The organism is Mucilaginibacter conchicola (assembly GCF_003432115.1).
Lineage (GTDB): Bacteria > Bacteroidota > Bacteroidia > Sphingobacteriales > Sphingobacteriaceae > Mucilaginibacter > Mucilaginibacter conchicola.
The window spans coordinates 25,641-43,693 of record NZ_QWDC01000006.1 but is presented as its reverse complement, the minus strand read 5'-3'; the positions used below and the strand labels follow the sequence as shown (position 1 = coordinate 43,693).

The following is an 18,053-nucleotide window of genomic DNA, read 5'->3' as shown; positions in this document are numbered from 1 at the left end:
GCGGAATGGACGGGTCCGTTTATTTTTCCGCAATGGCTTTATTATCAATAATTTGACGTTTCTAAAAATCAAAAGGTAACCGATTAGGTAACCGAATAATTTGATCTGTTTTGATTGAGTTTGAAAGAACTAATTCAAATATAACAATTAAAATAGTTTTTTGCCATTAAAACAACACCCCTATTTTTTGGGCATATTAGTAAATGCAGGGTGCATATTCGGCTATCCTTATTGTAAACTTTCTGTTGCGGCTACTATAATTTTTGCAACTTCTTCAGGCTGCGACATGAAAATCACATGGCTGCCTTTAATTTCGGTGATCTTAGCCTTAGCACGTTCATACATTGCTCGTTCTGTGGATGGGTTCAAAGCTTTATCCTGTGTCGCGATAATACCATAACTCGGCTTGCTTCTCCAGGCTACATTATGCACGGGTTCTTCAAAGCATTTGCCAATAATTGGCACTTGCGAAGCGTTCATAAAGTCGCTTTGTGCTTTGGTTAAGTCACCGGCAAAGCCCCCATGAAATTTAGCCGGATCGAAGTAAACATAACCGTACTGATCAGGCGTAGTGAAACCGGCATCATGTGAAGCAGGTGCAGCGGCTACCCACTTTCCTGTTGTCTCTCCTTTATCGGGCATAAAAGCAGCAACGTACACTAATGCAGCTACCTTTTCATTTACTCCTGCTTCTGTGATTACGGTTCCACCCCAGGAATGGCCCACTAAAATCACCTTTCCGTCTTGACGGTCAATTACGCTGTTGGTAGCATCTACATCTGCTTTTAATGAGGTTAAAGGGTTTTGTACGATACTTACGTGATATCCTTTATTTACCAAAATATCATAAACTGGTTTCCAGCCTGAGCCGTCAGCAAAGGCACCATGCACTAATACAATGTTTTTTATCCTCTTGGGTTGTGCATTCGCTACATGGGTTCCTAAGCCCACAAGTGCTGCAATAAACAGAATGGTAAAAACTAAAAAGCGGAGATTGTCTGAAAATTTAATTGATGTTTTCATGATTTTATAAATGTTTTAATTGTTGAACAAGAGTTAGAGAATAGCAGAAGGTGAAGAAACAGATGCTTTGGCAGCGGCTAATATTTCGCCTGTATCCGGGTTCTGTATAAAGCCGATAAGCTCCCAATTTTGTGAATCAAATTCCTTCGGCAAAGCAATTGTCTCGTCGCCTTGTCCTTGGGGGCCTAAAGAAAATGCATGTAACTCCCGTACTAGCTGAGCATGACTAAGAGTTCGACCTTCGTTTTCACCGGCTCTAACCTTGTTTACCGCATGTTTTTGTACTAAGGCAACAACCAGTTGACCTTGTGTCGGCTGACCGGCTAACTGATAGTGAATGTTAATGCCTTGAGGTTTTTGTAGCGCCTTTAAGTTTAACGCAGTACTTGCTTTTTGATTTAATACTGTAGATAACGAATTTCTAATTGCTCCTTCATCTGAACCTACAAACTCCTGCGAGCCATTCACTATTAATTGGGGTGTATACACCTGACTGGTGAACTTGTTATGGTACCAGTATTGCCTTTTTGAAAAATCAGGTTTGCTGAATATATCTTTCCAGCCCAACCGGTTCCAATAATCTACATGGTAGGCCAAAATATAAACAGGTTTATCGCCTGCTTCTTTTTGAACGCGTTCCAAAAGCTCTTCAGCCGGCGGGCAACTTGAACAGCCCTCGGAAGTAAACAACTCTAACACGGCAAAACCCTCGCTCGAATCAGAATTCAAAGCTTTGCTATTGGTAGAATTCTGGCGGCTTACATACACAGCTGAAGTAAGCATCAGCACAATGGCGGCGCACATGGCTGAAATTTTTATCATCTTCATAGTTCTCATCTTTTTGATTTGATTCAAAATTATGGGCAGAAAGAGGCTGGGAAGAGTGAAACAAGGCTGAACCGGACACAACTGATCCTCAACCCCGAAAAATAGAAGGTGAAAGTTACTATATACCAGTTTTGGTAGTGTGAATTTAAACAACCTGATCCAGTGATATAACATACGAGTTGAATGGCTTCATCAATATGTTATTTTGGATACTTACAAACTCAGTACGGATACATGTATGGCGTTTCTGCTGCTGAACTTTGTGTTATAAAATCATTAAAAAAATGAGCAAAACAATTTTTATCACAGGCGCCTCAACAGGCTTAGGGAAAGTAACCGCTAAATTATTTCAAAGGAAGGGCTGGAATGTCATCGCAACCATGCGCAATCCGGACAACGATACAGAACTGCGCCAGCTGGAAAATGTCACCCTGCTTCCGCTGGACGTAACCAACACCGAACAGATCAACGATACCGTGGCCAAAGCTATTGCGACATACGATATTGATATTGTATTTAACAACGCCGGTTACGGATTGGTCGGCCCGCTGGAAGCGGTAAGCAACGAGCAACTGGCTCGTCAACTGAACACCAATCTTTTGGGTGTCATACAGGTGACCAGGGCCTTCATTCCTTACTTCAGGGAAAAGCAAAATGGCCTTTTTATTACCACCACTTCTATGGGCGGCTTTTTAACTTTTCCCTTAAACTCAATTTATCACGCCACAAAATGGGCATTAGAAGGCTGGAGTGAAAGTTTGTCATTCGAGTTAGGCCTGTTCAATATCGGGGTTAAAACCGTAGCCCCAGGTGGGATTAAAACGGACTTTATCGGCCGTTCCCTTGATCCGGTAACTCATCCGGCTTATGAAGCAGCTATGCAAAAAGTGTTTGGTTTATTCGTAGAGGATAACCTGTCTTCTGCAGAAGACATCGCTGACGTGGTTTATGAAGCGGCAACAGATGGTAAAGACCAAATACGCTACGTGGCTGGCGAAGACGCTAAACGGTTGTATGAAAGAAGAAATGCAATTGGCGCGGAAGCCTTTCGCAAGGAACTCGGAAGCATGGTTTTTGGCGACGGAAAGTTTTAAATTAGCAACATGAAAAAGTCCAATCAGCCACCTGTAACGATCCATAGCATCACGGAACTACACCGGCTGGTTGGCCTGCCCGGTCCTGCCCATCCGCTGATCAGTTTGGTAGATAATACCAAGTTGAATATTGAGAGGGAACGTTTCCCGGAAACCTTGATCCTGGACTTTTACAAGATCTCTTACAAGCAATCGCTGAACGGCAGGATCGGTTATGGCCAGGGCTATTACGACTTTGATGAGGGCGGTATGATCTTTACTGCACCTCATCAGCTTTTAGCCATTGATAAGGATACGGAATACTATGGGCTTTCTCTGCTAATTCATCCTGACTTTTTGCGCGGATATCAGCTGGGTACCAGTATCAGTAAATATGGTTTCTTCTCTTACGATACTAATGAAGCGCTGCACTTATCGGAAAAAGAGAAGGAGACTATTGTATCGGTGCTGGAAAACATCGGCCAGGAACTCACCAATAACATCGACGATTTTAGCCAGGATCTGCTCGTTTCTTATTTAGAGGTATTGCTGAACTACGGCAACCGTTTTTATAAACGGCAATTTGTTACCCGCAAAGCTGTTAATCATGATCTGCTTACCAAACTGGAAACGATGCTTACGCTTTATCTGGACAGCCGTCAGGGTTTGCAAAGTGGTTTGCCTACCGTAGAATATCTGGCAGATCAGCTTAACTTATCACCGCGTTACTTAAGCGATATGCTGCGATCTTTAACGGGGCAGAGCGCTCAGCAGCATATTCATCAAAAAGTGATCGACAAGGCGAAAGAGTATTTGACCAACACGAAGCTTTCTGTTGCGGAGATCGCCTATGAGTTAGGTTTCGAGTATCCGCAATCCTTTAACAAGTTGTTCAAGAACAAGACGACGCTTACGCCGGTAGCTTTTAAAGCGCAATTTTTCACCAATTAGTTCAATAAAAAACCCGGCTCGAAGGCCGGGAAGTGTAAGAATAAAAAGTGTTCGGTATTAAACTACCGTCGCACCCCTTTAAAGTAAGCACAGCACCGGAGAGACTGATGAATGATGAAGTTGCTGATATTTAAAGACTCATCCCGCCGTCCATCACAATTTCTGCACCGGTAATGAACTTAGCAGCATCGCTTGAAAAGTACGCAACCATTTTAGCTACGTCATCCGCTTCACCAAGCTGCTTTAAAGGAACACGTTCCAGCATCCAGGTATCCAGGTTTTTTCTTGCTTCTTCATCCAAACCTAATTTATTCAAGATCTCTGTCTGAGTTGGGCCCGGACTTACGGAGTTGACCCTGATCTTCCTTGGGGCCAATTCAATAGCAGCAGCTTTCATTACGGAGTTCAATGCTGCCTTGCTTGACGAATATACCGATGCATTGGCACCATGCATACTGGCTGTGTTTGATGACAAGAACACCACCGATGCGCCATCATTGAGTAATGGAATGAATTTGCTTAGGGTGAAGTAAGCTCCTTTGTAGTTAATATTAATGACCTGATCAAATACATCTTCGGTAGCTGTTTCAATAGAAGCACCGCCAACTATCCCTGCATTGATGAACAGGATATCTACCTTACCGTATTGCTCGCCGACTGTCGCAGCTAACTGTTCGATCGCCTGAACGTTGCCTTGATCGGCCACTAAGCCCGTAACGCCTAATTGTTGTGCAGCGGTTTCAACAGCTTCCTGTCTGCGCCCGGTGATGATCACCTGAGCGCCTTGTGCTTTTAATTCTTTTGCGGCAGCGTAGCCGATACCGCTATTGCCTCCGGTTACTACAGCAACCTTTCCTTCTAAATTTTTCATGATATTATTTTTTGTTTCTGCAAACGTATGCTATATTTGGTATAATATTGATACCAGTATCACAGAGTATACCAATATGGATGAGCATTTAGTTAAAGAGGTTCTATCGGAACCCCGGAATCAGAAGGAAGAGATCCAGGCTTTGCAGGACACTATTTATGTAATAGGAGGCAAGTGGAAACTGCCTATCATCAATTCGATATGTAATGGCAACAGGCGCTTCAGAGAGATCGAAAGAAGCATACCAGGGATTACAACCCGCATGTTATCGCGCGAACTGAAAGATATGGAAGCTAATAAATTGTTGAAACGTACGGTTACTCCAACCAGTCCGGTGACGGTCGAATATTCGCCCAGCGACTATTGCCATTCCTTTGCTGATATCATTTTACATATGATCAAATGGGGTAAGGAACACAGGCAACGTTTAAGGGAAGATTAATATGCAGATAGATTCGGTAGCCTTTGCATTTGGAAGTGCTTTTTTACCCATTTCTTAAGCTCAGATCGGTAAATGTCTAACTGGCGTTTCAGTATGTCCGGTTGAACCATTATCTGCTCATGGCGGGGTTTGATTTGCCACAACTTTGTGTCAACAATCAAAAACAAAACGTCATGAACTTAAAAACATCAAAAACAATTTACTGGGTAGGTGCCATCTTTATTTCACTTTGGTTTGGCGCAAGCGGTTTCTTTGAGCTGACTAAAAACCCTATCGTATGGGACATCACTGTAAAGCTGGGTTACCCGCCGCACTTCATTTACATTCTCGGCGTAGCTAAGCTTTTAGGCGTAGCTGTACTGCTTACCCCTGGTCGTTTCCTTCGTTTGAAAGAATGGGTATTTGCAGGCATCTTTTTCGATATCACTTTTGCCTTCTTCTCCAAACTGGCTGTACTTGGATTTGCGCCAACTGTTGATGCCATCATCGCCTTCACTGCCATTTCCATCACCTACATCATGTTCAGAAAACTTTACCCGGCTACCTACACCAAAGCCGGTACAGAACACGTGGTTAACAGTTTCGAAAGAGCATAACAAAGATCTTCCAACACAATACTATCAATATCAATTGCCATGAAAGAAATTACCACCACAGGTCGCCGCGTTTTGATGATCGCAGCGGCCATTATGATCGCCATAATCTTATTTAGCAGTTCAGATCTGTTACAAGCTCAGCCTGTTGTTAATCAAAATAATTATGCAGATACTTCTAATGTAGCTTTCAAAAAAATCAAGCAAATCAAGGCCGGTGTGCTTGATGTGGGTTACACTGAAGTTGGACCGGCAAACGGAAAACCGGTTATCTTACTGCATGGCTGGCCATATGATATCAACAGCTATGCGAAAGTTGCGCCGATACTCGCAGCGCTAGGATATCATGTTATTGTACCTTACTTAAGAGGTTACGGTAGTACTTCCTTTCTTTCAGCAAAGTCAGTACGAAACGGGCAACAGGCAGCATTAGCTGAAGATGTGATCGCATTAATGGATGCCTTGCATATACAAAAGGCTACGCTTGGCGGCTTTGACTGGGGGGCGCGAACTGCTGATATTGTTGCAGCGTTATATCCTCAACGGGTTAATGCGCTGGTGTCAGTAAGTGGTTATCTTATCGGTAGTCAGCAAGGTAATAAAGCTCCCCTGCCGCCAAAAGCAGAACAAGCCTGGTGGTATCAGTATTATTTTTCTACTGAACGTGGAAAAGCGGGTTATGCAGCCAATACTAAAGCCTTCAACAAGTTGATATGGCAGACCGCTTCACCAGATTGGAAATTTACTGAGGCCGATTACAATCGCTCTGCCACAGCTTTTGATAATCCGGATCATGTGGCCATTGTCATTCATAATTACAGATGGAGGCTTGGGCTTGCTAAAGGGGAAGCAAAATATGATGCCTTGGAAAAACAACTGGCTTTAGCGCCCGCCATTACCGTGCCCACGGTGACATTGGAAGGCGATGCGAACGGCGCGCCTCACCCGGCTCCTGCAGATTATGCAAAGCGCTTTACCGGCAAATACATTCATCATACCCTGACTGGCGGCATCGGCCATAACCTGCCGCAGGAGGCACCGCAAGCATTTGCCAATGCAATTATTGAAGCAGATAGCCTTGCCAAATAACATTCAACCAGAAAACTCAAGTAAACTTTAAATAAAATGGAAAATCAAAATGTAGTGAGCAGTGAAAACACTGCCAAAACAGCCATCACCAAAGTGCTGTATACCGCCAAAGTGCATATTACAGGTGGCAGGGAAGGTAATGCTACCAGCAATGATAACCGCTTAAACGTGAGCCTTTCCACACCCGGCGGGCCGGGCAATGGTACTAATCCCGAACAGTTGTTTGCCGCCGGCTGGTCAGCCTGTTTTATCGGGGCGATGCGACATAATGCCTTAAGCCTGCAAATACCGCTGCCCAAAGACCTTGCTGTTGATGCAGAAGTTGACCTGGGAACCGGCGAAGGTGGTTTTTATCTGCAAGCACGCTTGAATGTGAAGCTACCCGGCTTATTAGCAGAGCAAGCGAAAACCGTGGTAGAGGCTGCACACCAAACCTGTCCATACTCTAAAGCTACCAATGGGAATATCAACGTGGAGATCAATGTAGCCCTATAAGCATACGATCAAGAAAAATGCGGCGCATCAATGGAATGCTCCGCATTTTTTATTTGAACATCGTTCGCGTGATCAATTCCCTGCGTTCAGCGATCAGCTCATCGAATTGATGTTCATTCATCCCAAAGAATTGCCGGTATATGGGGGACATCATAATTGGGTAGGATAGTAATGAGAAAAGGTTGATCAGAAAATGTTTAGGATCTGTTTTTTCAATCGTTCCCAAATGCATTTCTTTTTCAATTTCATTCAAAAAGGACGATACCGGACCCTCATCAATTTTCGTCACCAGGTCGTGCCCGGCAGTATTGATCTCGGTAACCAGGAACACTTCCTGAAAAGGGTATTCCATCATTTCGTTTGTAAATACTTCGATCAATCCCTGTATTTTTTCCCTGAAAGGTAGCTCAGCCGACATTACCTTTCCCAATCGCAGGCTCAAGGCTTGCATAGATTCAGCGAAGATCAAAGCGATCAACTGATCCCTTGTTCTGAAATAATAATGGACAGCCGACCTGTTCATGCCAGCAGCATCAGCGATGTCCTGCGTGGTAGCGTGTAATTTTCCTTCTTTAAAGAATAGCTTTTTTGCGGTCGATCTAATAAGTTCTTCGGTCCCTGTATCTTTTGCTGGCATTATAATTTATTGTACTTTTTAAGTTCTGTTATTTTATCTACGGCAACTTCCTTTACAAAGTACTCGTCGTGTGAGATCACTAACAAAGTTCCTTCGAAATCCTTAACGGCGGCTGTCAGTACTTCCAGGCTTTTAATATCCAAGTTATTGGTCGGCTCATCCAGGATCAGCATATCAGGCGCATGATCCGATACGGATAAGCAGCATAATGCCAACTTCATCTTTTCACCACCACTTAAAACATCGCTCTTTTTGTTCCAGGCATTATTATCGAACTGGGCATATATCAACAGCGACCTGAGCTCATGCTCCTGCAATTGCCGGCTGTTGAAGTGCTGTACCTGTTCAAAAACGCTTTTCTCGGTATCTAGCATGGTGTAATCCTGGTCGAGATACAAATAATTGAAATTTGCCCGTTCTAGTCGCCCGTCCGTTGGTGGCAGTACCCCGGCAATGATCTTGAGTAAAGTTGTCTTTCCTGCACCATTAGCACCTTTGATGTGCATGCGGTCGCCCGAACGTATTTGAAACGTCAGCGCGTCCCATAAAGGATGGTTGTCAAATCCATACGTGATCTCCCGTGCGTCAACCAACACCTTGCCTTCATGCATTCCTGATGAGGTAATATCTATTTTGAGAACCTGATATTGCTGAATTTGACTGCGTATTTGCCTGATGGTGTCGCTGATATGATCCAGTTTTTCGTTTTGGGCGTTCAAGGCCTTTGCTGTACTGCCTTGAGCCTGGCTTTTCAGGCCACCCGCAATAATGCGGGGCAGCGAGCCGGATTTGCCTTCTGCCTTGCCGCGGCTCTCCATCCGCTGTCTTTTTTCTGTAACCTCTCTTGCTTTTGCCTGGCTTTGCTTCATTGTTTTGGTCTGCTCGTGCAGGTCACCTTCCAGGGCGTTTAACTTTAAGACTTTCTGTGCCCGGTAAAAATCAAAGTTGCCGCCGTAAATTTCTACGCCTCCTGCACTCAGCTCAAGCGTTACCGGTAATAGGTTAAGCAGGGCTCGGTCATGGCTTACAACCAGCATTGTTGCGCGACTATTACTGATCAACCGGTAAAGTTGATCGCGGCTGACTGTATCTAAATGGTTAGAAGGTTCGTCAAGTAAGATGATTTCCGGGTCATGAAGCGTGATCCCTGCTAAAAAAACCTTTGTCTTTTCGCCGCCGCTTAATTCATGCAGTCTTTGTGAAGGCGATAGATGCTCCAAATGCCATTCCGCCAGAGCTGAATGTAATTTACCTTCGATCTCCCAGTCATCGTTCAGCTCGTTAAAGTGTTGAATGTCGACGCTGCCCTCAGTTATAGCTTTCAGAGCCGCTAATATCAGGTCGACACCTAAAGCCTGGGCAATGGTCATCTCATCATATTGTCCCAAATGCTGCGGCACATACCATGGCTTAGCCGGGCTGATCACCTGGCCTGTTGTCGGAGCAAGAACACCTGCTGCAATTTGCAATAAAGTAGACTTACCTACGCCATTATTACCTACCAATGCAACTTTATCACCCTTGTTGATGGAGAATGCAATATCATGAAAGAGTAGCGTTCGGTCAGTATGACTATAACTTACTGAGTTGACAATGATGCTCATAAGACGCAAAAATATGTCATCTTTTTTGTTCAACAAAATTGTTTAAATAAATTAGTATAAATATATATATGCTTGATTGTCTAGTTCAAGATCCGATATGTCCACTTCGTGCTAATATTAGTAGCCTAAATTGATGCTGGGCTATAGCTTAGTTAAAAAATTACGCAGCATGGTAAGTTCAAAAAAACTAAGGCTTTGGCCGATAGCCGGAATACTGTTAGTGGGGATCATTTCCATACAGTTTATACAGGTTCCGGTGCAAAACGATAAAGTAACGCACCCGATCAATGCATCGGAAGAAGTGGCCAAAATTTTCAGGAAAGCCTGCTATGACTGTCATTCCAACGAATCGAAATTCAATTGGTATGATAAGGTAGCTCCGGTATCATGGCTGGTCAATCATGATGTTAAGGTAGCCCGGTCGCGCTTCAACTTTTCCACCTTCGACACGCTTAGCGCAACAGATCAGCAAGTGCGTTTATGGGAAATGGTGAACATGGTACTTGCAGGTAAAATGCCGCTGAACAGTTATACCATACTGCATCCGGAGGCTAAGCTTACCCCGCACGATGTAGAAGTACTTAAAAACTACGTAGTGAGCATCAGCCCGACAAGATACCATGATAGTTCGCAGATCAAAAGTGCTGAAGAAGAGCAAAAAGTTTTGGTAGACAAATCAACTGCTTCTAAAAATATAGCTGTGGCGCCCAATGGCGTCCGGTTTATTCCGGATTACAAAAACTGGGAAGTGATCAGTACGACCAGCCGCTTTGATAACCATACGATGCGTGTCATCTACGGGAACAAAGTAACCGTTAACGCCATCCAAAGCGGGCGTATCAAACCCTTTCCGGATGGTGCAGCAATTGTCAAAGTAGTTTACAACATCATTGAGGAAAAGAATGGTGAAGTTTACCCGGGAGCATTTAACAACATCCAGATCATGATCAAGGATGAAAAGCGTTTTCCTGAGAGTAAAGGCTGGGGATTTGGTAGATTTAATGGTAAGGGTCTTAAACCTTATGGTGAAACGGCGGCATTCAACACCACCTGTTACAATTGCCACAAGATAGCTGATGAAACGGGCTATGTATTCAGCATTCCCTTAGAAAATAAAGATCTAAAATAAAATGATACGCATGAAGATATTTGCAATGTTACTATTCGTAATTGCCGGATCATACGGATGCGCCAATGATACATCCAATGATGTCCACAAAAGAATCATTTACAACGCTCATGGCCTGAGAGTGATCACCTCTTTTTCTGACCGCAAACAGCAAACCATATCCCTTTTGTATGGTAATGCCCTTGCCTTACAAAGCGCTAAAACAGGCATACACGATAAAGGTGAGGTATTTGAATTGGTAACATTTAAGCAGGCCAATAATAAATACTGGTATGGCAGTTACATTAATGGTGCGGTTCAAAGTATTGAACTGGTCACTTCATATGCTGCAGATAAAAATGCCATCGCCTTCAAATATAAGATACCCCAAGGCCAAGTTACGGGTAATGCCGATATAAGAATAAAAGGTATTACCTCGCACCGGGCCTTGCTGTTTCCATAGCAGTTCTGTAAATAAAGCTAAATAAATAGCTTTGTTCATCTTCAGCCCGTTGGCTGATCAATATAATGTTAATGAAAAGATCACCACTGCATATATCACATACCACTATCTGGGTTAGCGCTGTTACCCTGGGTTTGCTTTCATCAGTACCGCAACTGGCCTCTCATAAATTTAACGTTGCCGAGGCGGCGGTAAACGCCGGCATTACTGCTGCATTTGCCGTATTGATGTGGTATTTCAATATCTATATGCTGTCACGAAAAAAAGACACCAGGCGTATACAAAGTATATCGTACACGAAATTGCTGAGTTCGCTGTCTTTTGGGTTGGTGGTCATGTTCGGGTTGGCATGGGTGCAGCAGCTGATACTGTCTCATATCAATTTCGGCCCCACTATGCTGATGGTCGAGGTACGGGGTATACTCATCAACCTGGTATTCTACATGTTTTTAAATCTTTTGCAGCAGAACTACGAAAACCAGCATGTCAGTATGGAATTAGACAGGATCAAAAGCGATAACCTGGCGGCTCAGTATGAATTATTGAAACAGCAGATCAATCCACATTTTCTATTTAATAGCCTTAATACCTTAAAGGCCATGGTCGAAACGGGAGACAAAGAAGCGGTTGACTTTATCCTCAAGCTTTCCAACTTTTACCGGTTTACACTGGAAAGCCGTAAGCTTGACCTGATACATGTGCATGAGGAAATGGAAATTATGAATGCCTACCTTTTTTTGCAAAAGGCCCGCTTTGAGGAAGGATTAAAATTCACTTCAACGCTTACCGAACGAACGCTAAAGACCCTGATACCACCATTTACTCTACAATTACTGATAGAAAATTGCATCAAGCATAATGTTGTTTCCTTAAGCCGCCCTTTATACATCACCATTTACGAAGACGGAGAGTACATCATTGTAGAAAATGTATTGCAGGTAAAAAAAGGAGATGTGAGCTCAACAGGTGTCGGGCTGAAAAATATAGGTTTACGTTACAGTCACCTGCTTGATAAGAATATTGAGATCACAAACGATGATAAAAATTTTAAAGTAAAATTGCCACTTATTTATGAACATCATAATCATTGAAGACGAGCTGCGGACAGCCCGCTCTCTAGAAACTATCATTAAAGAAATAAAGCCAAATGCCCGCATTACCGGCCAATACCAGAGCGTCGAAGATTCGGTTGCAGCGCTTTCGGAGACTGCACAACCCGATCTCATTTTTATGGATATTCAGCTGGCAGACGGTTTGTCTTTCGAAATCTTTAAATCAGTAAAGATTACCTGCCCGGTAGTATTTTGTACGGCATTTGATGAATATTCAATGGAAGCTTTTAAAAGTAATGGCGTTGACTACGTGTTAAAGCCTTTTTCTAAAGAGAATATTAAAGAAGCCTTACGAAAGGTGGATGATCTGAAGAATTTTTTTCAACAGAAGATAACGCCTGACATCGAAAGTTTGCTTCAGCGGCTTAGCCCGCAAAGCGGCAAAACGAGCTTTTTGGTTTTTAAGAATCAAAAGTACGCCACGGTCCAAACAGATAATATTGCTTTTTTCTACATACGTAATGATTCCACTTCTTTGATGTGTTTTGATGGGCAGGAATATACGCTGAGCCAGTCGCTTGATAATATTGCCGCTTCTGTTTCAGCAAAGCGATTTTTTCGGGTGAACCGCCAGTATCTGGTCAACTTCAAAGCAATTAAAGAGGTCGAGCATTATTTTCTGCGCAAACTTTATGTTAAACTCGTAATTGATACGCCTGAAAAGCTGCTGATCAATAAAGAAAAGTCACACAGTTTTTTGACCTGGATGGAAGAGCGCTGAAATTCCATGTCTGATTGAATAACATCGCCAATATTTAGCTATGATTCGAGCCCAGCCCTTGGACAAGCCTAGATGTCCCCAGACCGGGCATAATCCGAACCAAATCGTTAAACAACTAAAATTTTTGAATGAACGAAAGACCAATTAACTGGGGTTCGATTCCCCTAGGGGCTACCGCGCCACTGATCGTAATTAATAACAACAGCAACGTTCTATAAAAAACAAGGACTGGAGTACCCTGCCAAAAACCACATTTATTTGATTCTTAAGAATCAAGCGGATCTAATCTCTACAGCCCAACTGCTTTCTTCAAACTCTCCTTGTCCAAACCTCCAATACTAGTGATACCAGACAATCTTATTTTACCATCAACATCCGTTACCACATAGGCAGGGAAACCCGACGATGCATTCAATGCTGATTTTAGTTTATCAATGATCTTATCGTTCACAAAAATATGTGTGCCGGGGATACCGAGATCTCCTATTCTGTTCTTCCAGGTATTGATGTTTGAGCCGCTTGAGGTGCACAGGTAGATATACTCAACCGGCAGATCCTTGTTGTTTTGATGCAGGTTTTTGCTGTAGGGCATATCTGCAAGGCAGGGCGCGCACCATGTAGCCCAAAAATCAATAATCAACGCTTTATTGGGGAATTTTGACCTAAGGCTTAGCAAGAAATTATCAACATTGGCCAGGGTATCCAATTGGTATAAGCTGGCATCAAAAGGCAATTGCAATAGTGGAGTACCAATATCTGCCTTCTCTAACTTTTTCGACAAGGCAAAAAGGCTGTCGACCCTTTTTTGGTTAGCATCAACCCTTGTTAACTCCGCCACCGCTATCTTTTTGCACCAGCCTGTTTTAATACTATTGATGATGGCCGGGTAGCTAAGCCTGTAATTATCCTTCTCTTCGTCTAACAAAAGCAGCTTTAACACGTCCGAGCGCTGTGAGGTATACAAACTATCAAACAGCTTTAGCTTACCTTTAAGTGCTTCTTCCTTTTTAAAACGCTTTCTGCTTGCCGTATAAATGCCAAGGTATTGATAATACAAAATGCCATCGTTACTTGTAAACAGCGGCAGGTGTGCGTTAAGCCTATTGAATACTGCAGCAGGCATATCACTATTCCAGTAAGCCACGCAAATATTTCCGTAAAACTGTGATAGTGTCTCATTTTTAACAGCCTTGCCATACTTGGGATGACCAGTAATAAACTCATCATCTATCTTCCCCAGTTGGCTTAAAACAGAATCTGTTTTTAAAGTGAATTTATCGGCATCATACATATTTCTGGAACTGCCTAAAGCACGGAGCTTATCGTACAAACTTCCCCGCTCTGCCTTTTTAAACAGCGTATTTTCGTTCATTGCGGTATTAAATTCACCATCGCTGCCAGAGTAGGTTACGCCTTCTCCTATCATATAAGCACCATCTTTAGGTATCAGGCGGGCATCTATGTTAACGGTTAAACCGCTATTTACATAGATACCGGCGTAAAGGTATTCGCCGGCTTTTAGCCATATTTGCTGGTAAGGCAGATTTTGGTCCAAAACTATTTTGGCAGACCCCGCCGCATTTGTTTCTGCATGTTTGGTAACCTGGAGAGGACCGCCTATTTGAACAAGGGTGTATTTAATATCAACTTTTTTTACGCTATCAGGCAGGTTATTTATCTGCACTGTAAGTGTTGCGGGTTTACGGTTGCGGAGATAGGCATCCATCTTCTTATCCTCAATGGCAAGAGGCGATACCTTTTGGGCCTGAGCATAGCCGCTGCAGCAAATTAGTGCTGCGATAAACAGTTTTTTCATGATAAGTGGTTTTTACTTTTTTATAGTATGTAAGGCTTTTATTACGTGCTCTTTTTTATTTCTTGAGATAGGGATGCGGGTATTGTCATCCATCAACAAGTAACCAGAATCTTCTTTTATCAGGCTTTTAACAAATTTTATATTCACCAAGTGCGATTGATGGCAGCGAATAAAATCATAGCCGGTCAATAATTCCTCGTACTCAAAAATTGGTTTTGATACCAGGATATCTTTCCCATCTGTAAGAAAGAATTTGGTATACGCATTTGATGATTCGCAACGGGTAATATCGCCCGTATGCACAAACCTTATCTCTTTAGTTGAGGCCAGGGCCAGTTTATGCTCTTTCTTTGCGTCCTTATCCTTAATAAAATCCATTAAGTTCTCCAGCTGCAGATTGGCTTTCCGTTGGTTAAGCTTGGCTTTTACCTTAGCAATGCTTTGTCTCAGTTCTTCGGGGTCTATCGGTTTAAGCAAATAATCAATAGCTGAAAACTTGATGGCCTGTATACCATAGTTGTCAAAGGCTGTAACAAAAACCACCTCGAACTGATGGTGTGGTAAGGCTTTAAGCACCTCGAACCCGTTTTTGTCCGGCATCTGTATGTCCAGGAACAACAGATCGGGGGCTGTTGAAGCTATCACACTAACACCGTCATCTGCATTAATAGCCCTGCCCACGATAGTAACCGGCAGTTCATGTTTTATTAGTAACTGTTCAATATTTTCAATATTGTTCTTTTCATCGTCGATGATAACGGCTCTGATCATATTAGCCAATTTTTAAAATGTACGGTTAACATTGTAATGTTATGCTTGCGCTCTATTAAAAGCGCTATTTGTTGCCCGATAAGCGTTTGGTTCAATAGCACTATCCGCTCCCTGGTTAGCTGCAACCCAAATCCTTTTGAGCCCGCATCTGGATTAAATCCTTTACCATTATCGCATACACTCACTACCATATCGTGGTTAAGCTTCTCAAACTGAATCGTTAACTGCCCTTTATCCTGTAAAACCGCGATACCATGTTTTATTGCATTCTCTACCAATGGTTGTAAAAACAAGGCGGGTATCTCAAGCGCGCTGGCATCGATGCCCTCGTCTACTGTTATCTGATAGGAAAACCCAAAGCGCAATTTTTCTAAAGCCAGGTAATTTTCCAATATCTTTATCTCGGTGTATATGCTCACAAACTCGCGGTCGCTTGCGTTCAACGAATCGCGCATCAGGTGGCTAAACTCCAGTAAATATTTTGATGCGTTCTGCGAATCGTTCTTGGTGACCAACCCCTGTATAGAGCTAAGTGCATTAAACACAAAATGCGGGTTAAACTGCGACCGTAATGATCTAAGCTCGGTTTGTACCAGCTGCTTTAAAATATTTTGTTCCTTCAGTTTCCCAGCCTGCTTTCTTGATCGCCATAGCAACAGAAGGAAACCGCAGGCCAGCAGCCCCAATAAGCTTAAGGCAACTTTTGCCAATACCGTTTGGTACCAAGCAGCTTTTACGTTAAAGCCATAGGTGTAAACGTTGTTGCGTTGTACACTGTAACGTATTTTCAGCTGGTATTTATCCGGCTGCAGGTTCTTAAGCCAAACCAAGTTAAAATCAAAATCATTTACCTGCCAGCCGGTACTATCATTGCCATTTACAAGCTTATATTCGATAATGTTTTTTGACTTGATGATATCATCCAGGTAAAAAATGAGGTTGTTCTCATTGTAATTAAAGTCCTTTTTCAATTTCAGCGCTTCATCCTCATTCCAGTCTACAGCTTTACCCAACTCAAACTGGCTTGTCCATTGCTTTTTAAAGACTTTAAGGAAATCCGGCAGTTGCGAAAAGGTAAAGGTCCCCACCACGCGTGGCTGCCATTTTACCCAGTAGGCCGTTACTTCAGCATTAATACTATCGGGCATGCTTAGTTTGCGCACTTGTATGGTGAGGGCTTTGCCATAAGTTGCCTTGAACTGACCTAAATAAGCAGACTGCTCATCAGCTTTGTTCGGGTCGGCAATATTGGTCATCAAATATGCCTTGCAAAATAGTCTTGGTTTTGTCCAGGGTAATATCACCTTTTGCTTATCCTCCAAAACCCTGAACTGATACTCATTAACATTATCAGGATTGATCCCATTAGCAGTGACAATAATACCTGATGAGTCAAAAATAGGGATGGCATACTTTCCGGGATAACCATCCATTGGATATATGTATGATTTAGATCCGGAGATGTCATACTCCTTTAACTTCGGTATCTTCTTTGCGGCCTGCCTGTAGTTCACAGCGAGCTTATTGGAATAAAAAGCATTGAGTGTTATGCGCTTATCCTTTCGGGCCGAATATTCATAGTTGAAATAGGTGCTCGAAAAATACTTGCGGATAGAGTCGCCATGGCTATCGTATTTGATAATGGGATTAATACTATCCAAATACATTTGGGACTTTTGTGCCGAGCAGCAAAAGCTCAAAAAGCATAAGGATGATAATATAGCTATAGCCCGCATCGGTCTTTTGAATTGAATATCTCAAAGTAATGCTTTTAATGCTCTATTAAGATATGCCAATTTGAATTGAACAGGCTTAAATTTGAATCGGTAGTTTTTAAGGTGTATGGTAGGAATTGCTGAAAAGCAAAAAAGCTGCGAATTTGATTTACGGCCTTTTTTCGGTAGCCCGTAGGGGAAACTTTTCGAACCTCTTCTTAGATGACTTGAGGAAATTAGCTAGCTAAGATTTGGTTCGAGTCCTGCTCCGGCTACCTAAATATTCAAGTTAATAGGCTTTGTTAGGTAGCCCTAACAAAGCCTATTAACTTGAACCGGATGATGGCAGATTTGCAATCTTTGCAACTATATAATTGTGGTTCGAATCCAAACGGGTTCTCTTTGGCTCCGTGAAACCTGTTGAATTTTTTTCCAACCATTTGTTTAACGATTTGAAAAACTTAGCTACAATTTAATGTGGGGTTCGCTTTCTACGAGCTAACTATAGAAGCCTCTGATTTTGATCAGAGACTTTTTTTTTATGCGGCGTCTCGTTGGTATTTACAGGATACAACGAATAGAGCGGGTCGAAAGAAACCGCCAAACAATTTTCAACAGATACCAAAATCTTTGCACATTGATAGAGCATTTATTGCAACACTTACACGAAATATTAAATTTGTAAACCTGATCCTTGTCGCTTTTGGTATACATACACTGTTCCATTCGAAATGGCCGTAT

The 18,053-nt window shown here is 42.6% G+C and carries 18 protein-coding genes; 10 read left to right on the top strand and 8 right to left on the bottom strand.

Translation table 11 applies throughout. The annotated features are described in order from the left end of the window. Positions 1-228 precede the first annotated feature (228 nt). The gene (locus tag D0C36_RS23690) at positions 229-1,023 is read right to left on the bottom strand and encodes an alpha/beta fold hydrolase (RefSeq protein WP_117394217.1); all 795 of its coding nucleotides are present in this window, start codon (positions 1,021-1,023) and stop codon (positions 229-231) included. A gap of 33 nt (positions 1,024-1,056) precedes the next feature. Continuing rightward, on the bottom strand, positions 1,057-1,851 hold the full coding sequence (locus D0C36_RS23685; protein ID WP_158557190.1) for a DUF1223 domain-containing protein: 795 nt from the start codon (positions 1,849-1,851) through the stop codon (positions 1,057-1,059). A gap of 284 nt (positions 1,852-2,135) precedes the next feature. Here D0C36_RS23685 and D0C36_RS23680 point away from each other — a divergent pair, with 284 nt between their 5' ends. Together D0C36_RS23680 and D0C36_RS23675 are read left to right on the top strand one after the other, a co-directional pair. Beyond that, on the top strand, positions 2,136-2,945 hold the full coding sequence (locus D0C36_RS23680; protein ID WP_117394215.1) for an SDR family oxidoreductase: 810 nt from the start codon (positions 2,136-2,138) through the stop codon (positions 2,943-2,945). Between the two features lie 9 nt (positions 2,946-2,954). After that, positions 2,955-3,875 carry a helix-turn-helix domain-containing protein gene (locus D0C36_RS23675; protein WP_117394214.1) on the top strand — a complete coding sequence of 307 codons (921 nt, stop codon included), beginning with the start codon at positions 2,955-2,957 and terminating at the stop codon, positions 3,873-3,875. Between the two features lie 130 nt (positions 3,876-4,005). Here the strand turns inward: D0C36_RS23675 and D0C36_RS23670 are convergent, their stop codons facing one another. After that, positions 4,006-4,746 (bottom strand): SDR family oxidoreductase, encoded by a 741-nt coding sequence (locus tag D0C36_RS23670; protein WP_117394213.1) that lies wholly within the window; start codon positions 4,744-4,746, stop codon positions 4,006-4,008. A gap of 76 nt (positions 4,747-4,822) precedes the next feature. On the opposite strand from D0C36_RS23670, the gene D0C36_RS23665 reads away from it, so the two are divergent. The 4 genes from D0C36_RS23665 (at position 4,823) to D0C36_RS23650 (ending at position 7,365) form a co-directional block, all read left to right on the top strand. Then, entirely contained in the window at positions 4,823-5,188 is a 366-nt protein-coding gene (locus D0C36_RS23665; RefSeq protein WP_117394219.1) for a winged helix-turn-helix transcriptional regulator, read from the top strand. Positions 5,189-5,361: 173 nt separating this feature from the next. Next, on the top strand, positions 5,362-5,784 hold the full coding sequence (locus D0C36_RS23660) for a DoxX family protein (protein ID WP_117394212.1): 423 nt from the start codon (positions 5,362-5,364) through the stop codon (positions 5,782-5,784). 39 nt (positions 5,785-5,823) lie between these two features. Next, a complete protein-coding gene (locus D0C36_RS23655) occupies positions 5,824-6,870 on the top strand; it encodes an alpha/beta fold hydrolase (protein ID WP_117394211.1) in 1,047 nt (348 codons plus the stop codon). A gap of 36 nt (positions 6,871-6,906) precedes the next feature. Continuing rightward, a complete protein-coding gene (locus tag D0C36_RS23650) occupies positions 6,907-7,365 on the top strand; it encodes an organic hydroperoxide resistance protein (RefSeq protein ID WP_117394210.1) in 459 nt (152 codons plus the stop codon). Between the two features lie 49 nt (positions 7,366-7,414). Here D0C36_RS23650 and D0C36_RS23645 read toward each other — a convergent pair whose 3' ends face one another. Together D0C36_RS23645 and D0C36_RS23640 are read right to left on the bottom strand one after the other, a co-directional pair. Continuing rightward, positions 7,415-8,002: a TetR/AcrR family transcriptional regulator gene (locus D0C36_RS23645; RefSeq protein WP_117394209.1), complete on the bottom strand. Its 588-nt coding sequence runs from the start codon at positions 8,000-8,002 to the stop codon at positions 7,415-7,417. Further along, positions 8,002-9,639 carry an ABC-F family ATP-binding cassette domain-containing protein gene (locus D0C36_RS23640; RefSeq protein ID WP_199502127.1) on the bottom strand — a complete coding sequence of 546 codons (1,638 nt, stop codon included), beginning with the start codon at positions 9,637-9,639 and terminating at the stop codon, positions 8,002-8,004. Before D0C36_RS23640 ends, D0C36_RS23645 begins: the two co-directional genes overlap by 1 nt. 136 nt (positions 9,640-9,775) lie before the next feature. Between D0C36_RS23640 and D0C36_RS23635 the strand changes: the two genes are divergently transcribed. The 4 genes from D0C36_RS23635 (at position 9,776) to D0C36_RS23620 (ending at position 13,010) form a co-directional block, all read left to right on the top strand. Continuing rightward, the gene (locus D0C36_RS23635) at positions 9,776-10,735 is read left to right on the top strand and encodes a heme-binding domain-containing protein (protein WP_158557189.1); all 960 of its coding nucleotides are present in this window, start codon (positions 9,776-9,778) and stop codon (positions 10,733-10,735) included. Positions 10,736-10,745: 10 nt separating this feature from the next. Further along, positions 10,746-11,177 (top strand): hypothetical protein, encoded by a 432-nt coding sequence (locus D0C36_RS23630; protein ID WP_147322091.1) that lies wholly within the window; start codon positions 10,746-10,748, stop codon positions 11,175-11,177. A 71-nt stretch (positions 11,178-11,248) separates the two neighbouring features. Further along, positions 11,249-12,268: a sensor histidine kinase gene (locus tag D0C36_RS23625; RefSeq protein WP_117394218.1), complete on the top strand. Its 1,020-nt coding sequence runs from the start codon at positions 11,249-11,251 to the stop codon at positions 12,266-12,268. Continuing rightward, positions 12,249-13,010, top strand: coding sequence for a LytR/AlgR family response regulator transcription factor (locus D0C36_RS23620; RefSeq protein WP_117394205.1), 762 nt, complete (start codon positions 12,249-12,251; stop codon positions 13,008-13,010). Before D0C36_RS23625 ends, D0C36_RS23620 begins: the two co-directional genes overlap by 20 nt. Positions 13,011-13,299: 289 nt before the next feature. Here the strand turns inward: D0C36_RS23620 and D0C36_RS23615 are convergent, their stop codons facing one another. The 3 genes from D0C36_RS23615 to D0C36_RS23605 are packed head-to-tail and all read right to left on the bottom strand — an operon-like array spanning position 13,300 to position 17,258. After that, positions 13,300-14,826, bottom strand: a complete 1,527-nt coding sequence (locus tag D0C36_RS23615; protein WP_117394204.1) for a TlpA family protein disulfide reductase — start codon at positions 14,824-14,826, stop codon at positions 13,300-13,302. Positions 14,827-14,838: 12 nt separating this feature from the next. Beyond that, positions 14,839-15,597, bottom strand: a complete 759-nt coding sequence (locus tag D0C36_RS23610) for a LytR/AlgR family response regulator transcription factor (protein WP_117394203.1) — start codon at positions 15,595-15,597, stop codon at positions 14,839-14,841. Then, entirely contained in the window at positions 15,594-17,258 is a 1,665-nt protein-coding gene (locus D0C36_RS23605; RefSeq protein WP_158557188.1) for a sensor histidine kinase, read from the bottom strand. Before D0C36_RS23605 ends, D0C36_RS23610 begins: the two co-directional genes overlap by 4 nt. Positions 17,259-18,053 lie beyond the last annotated feature (795 nt).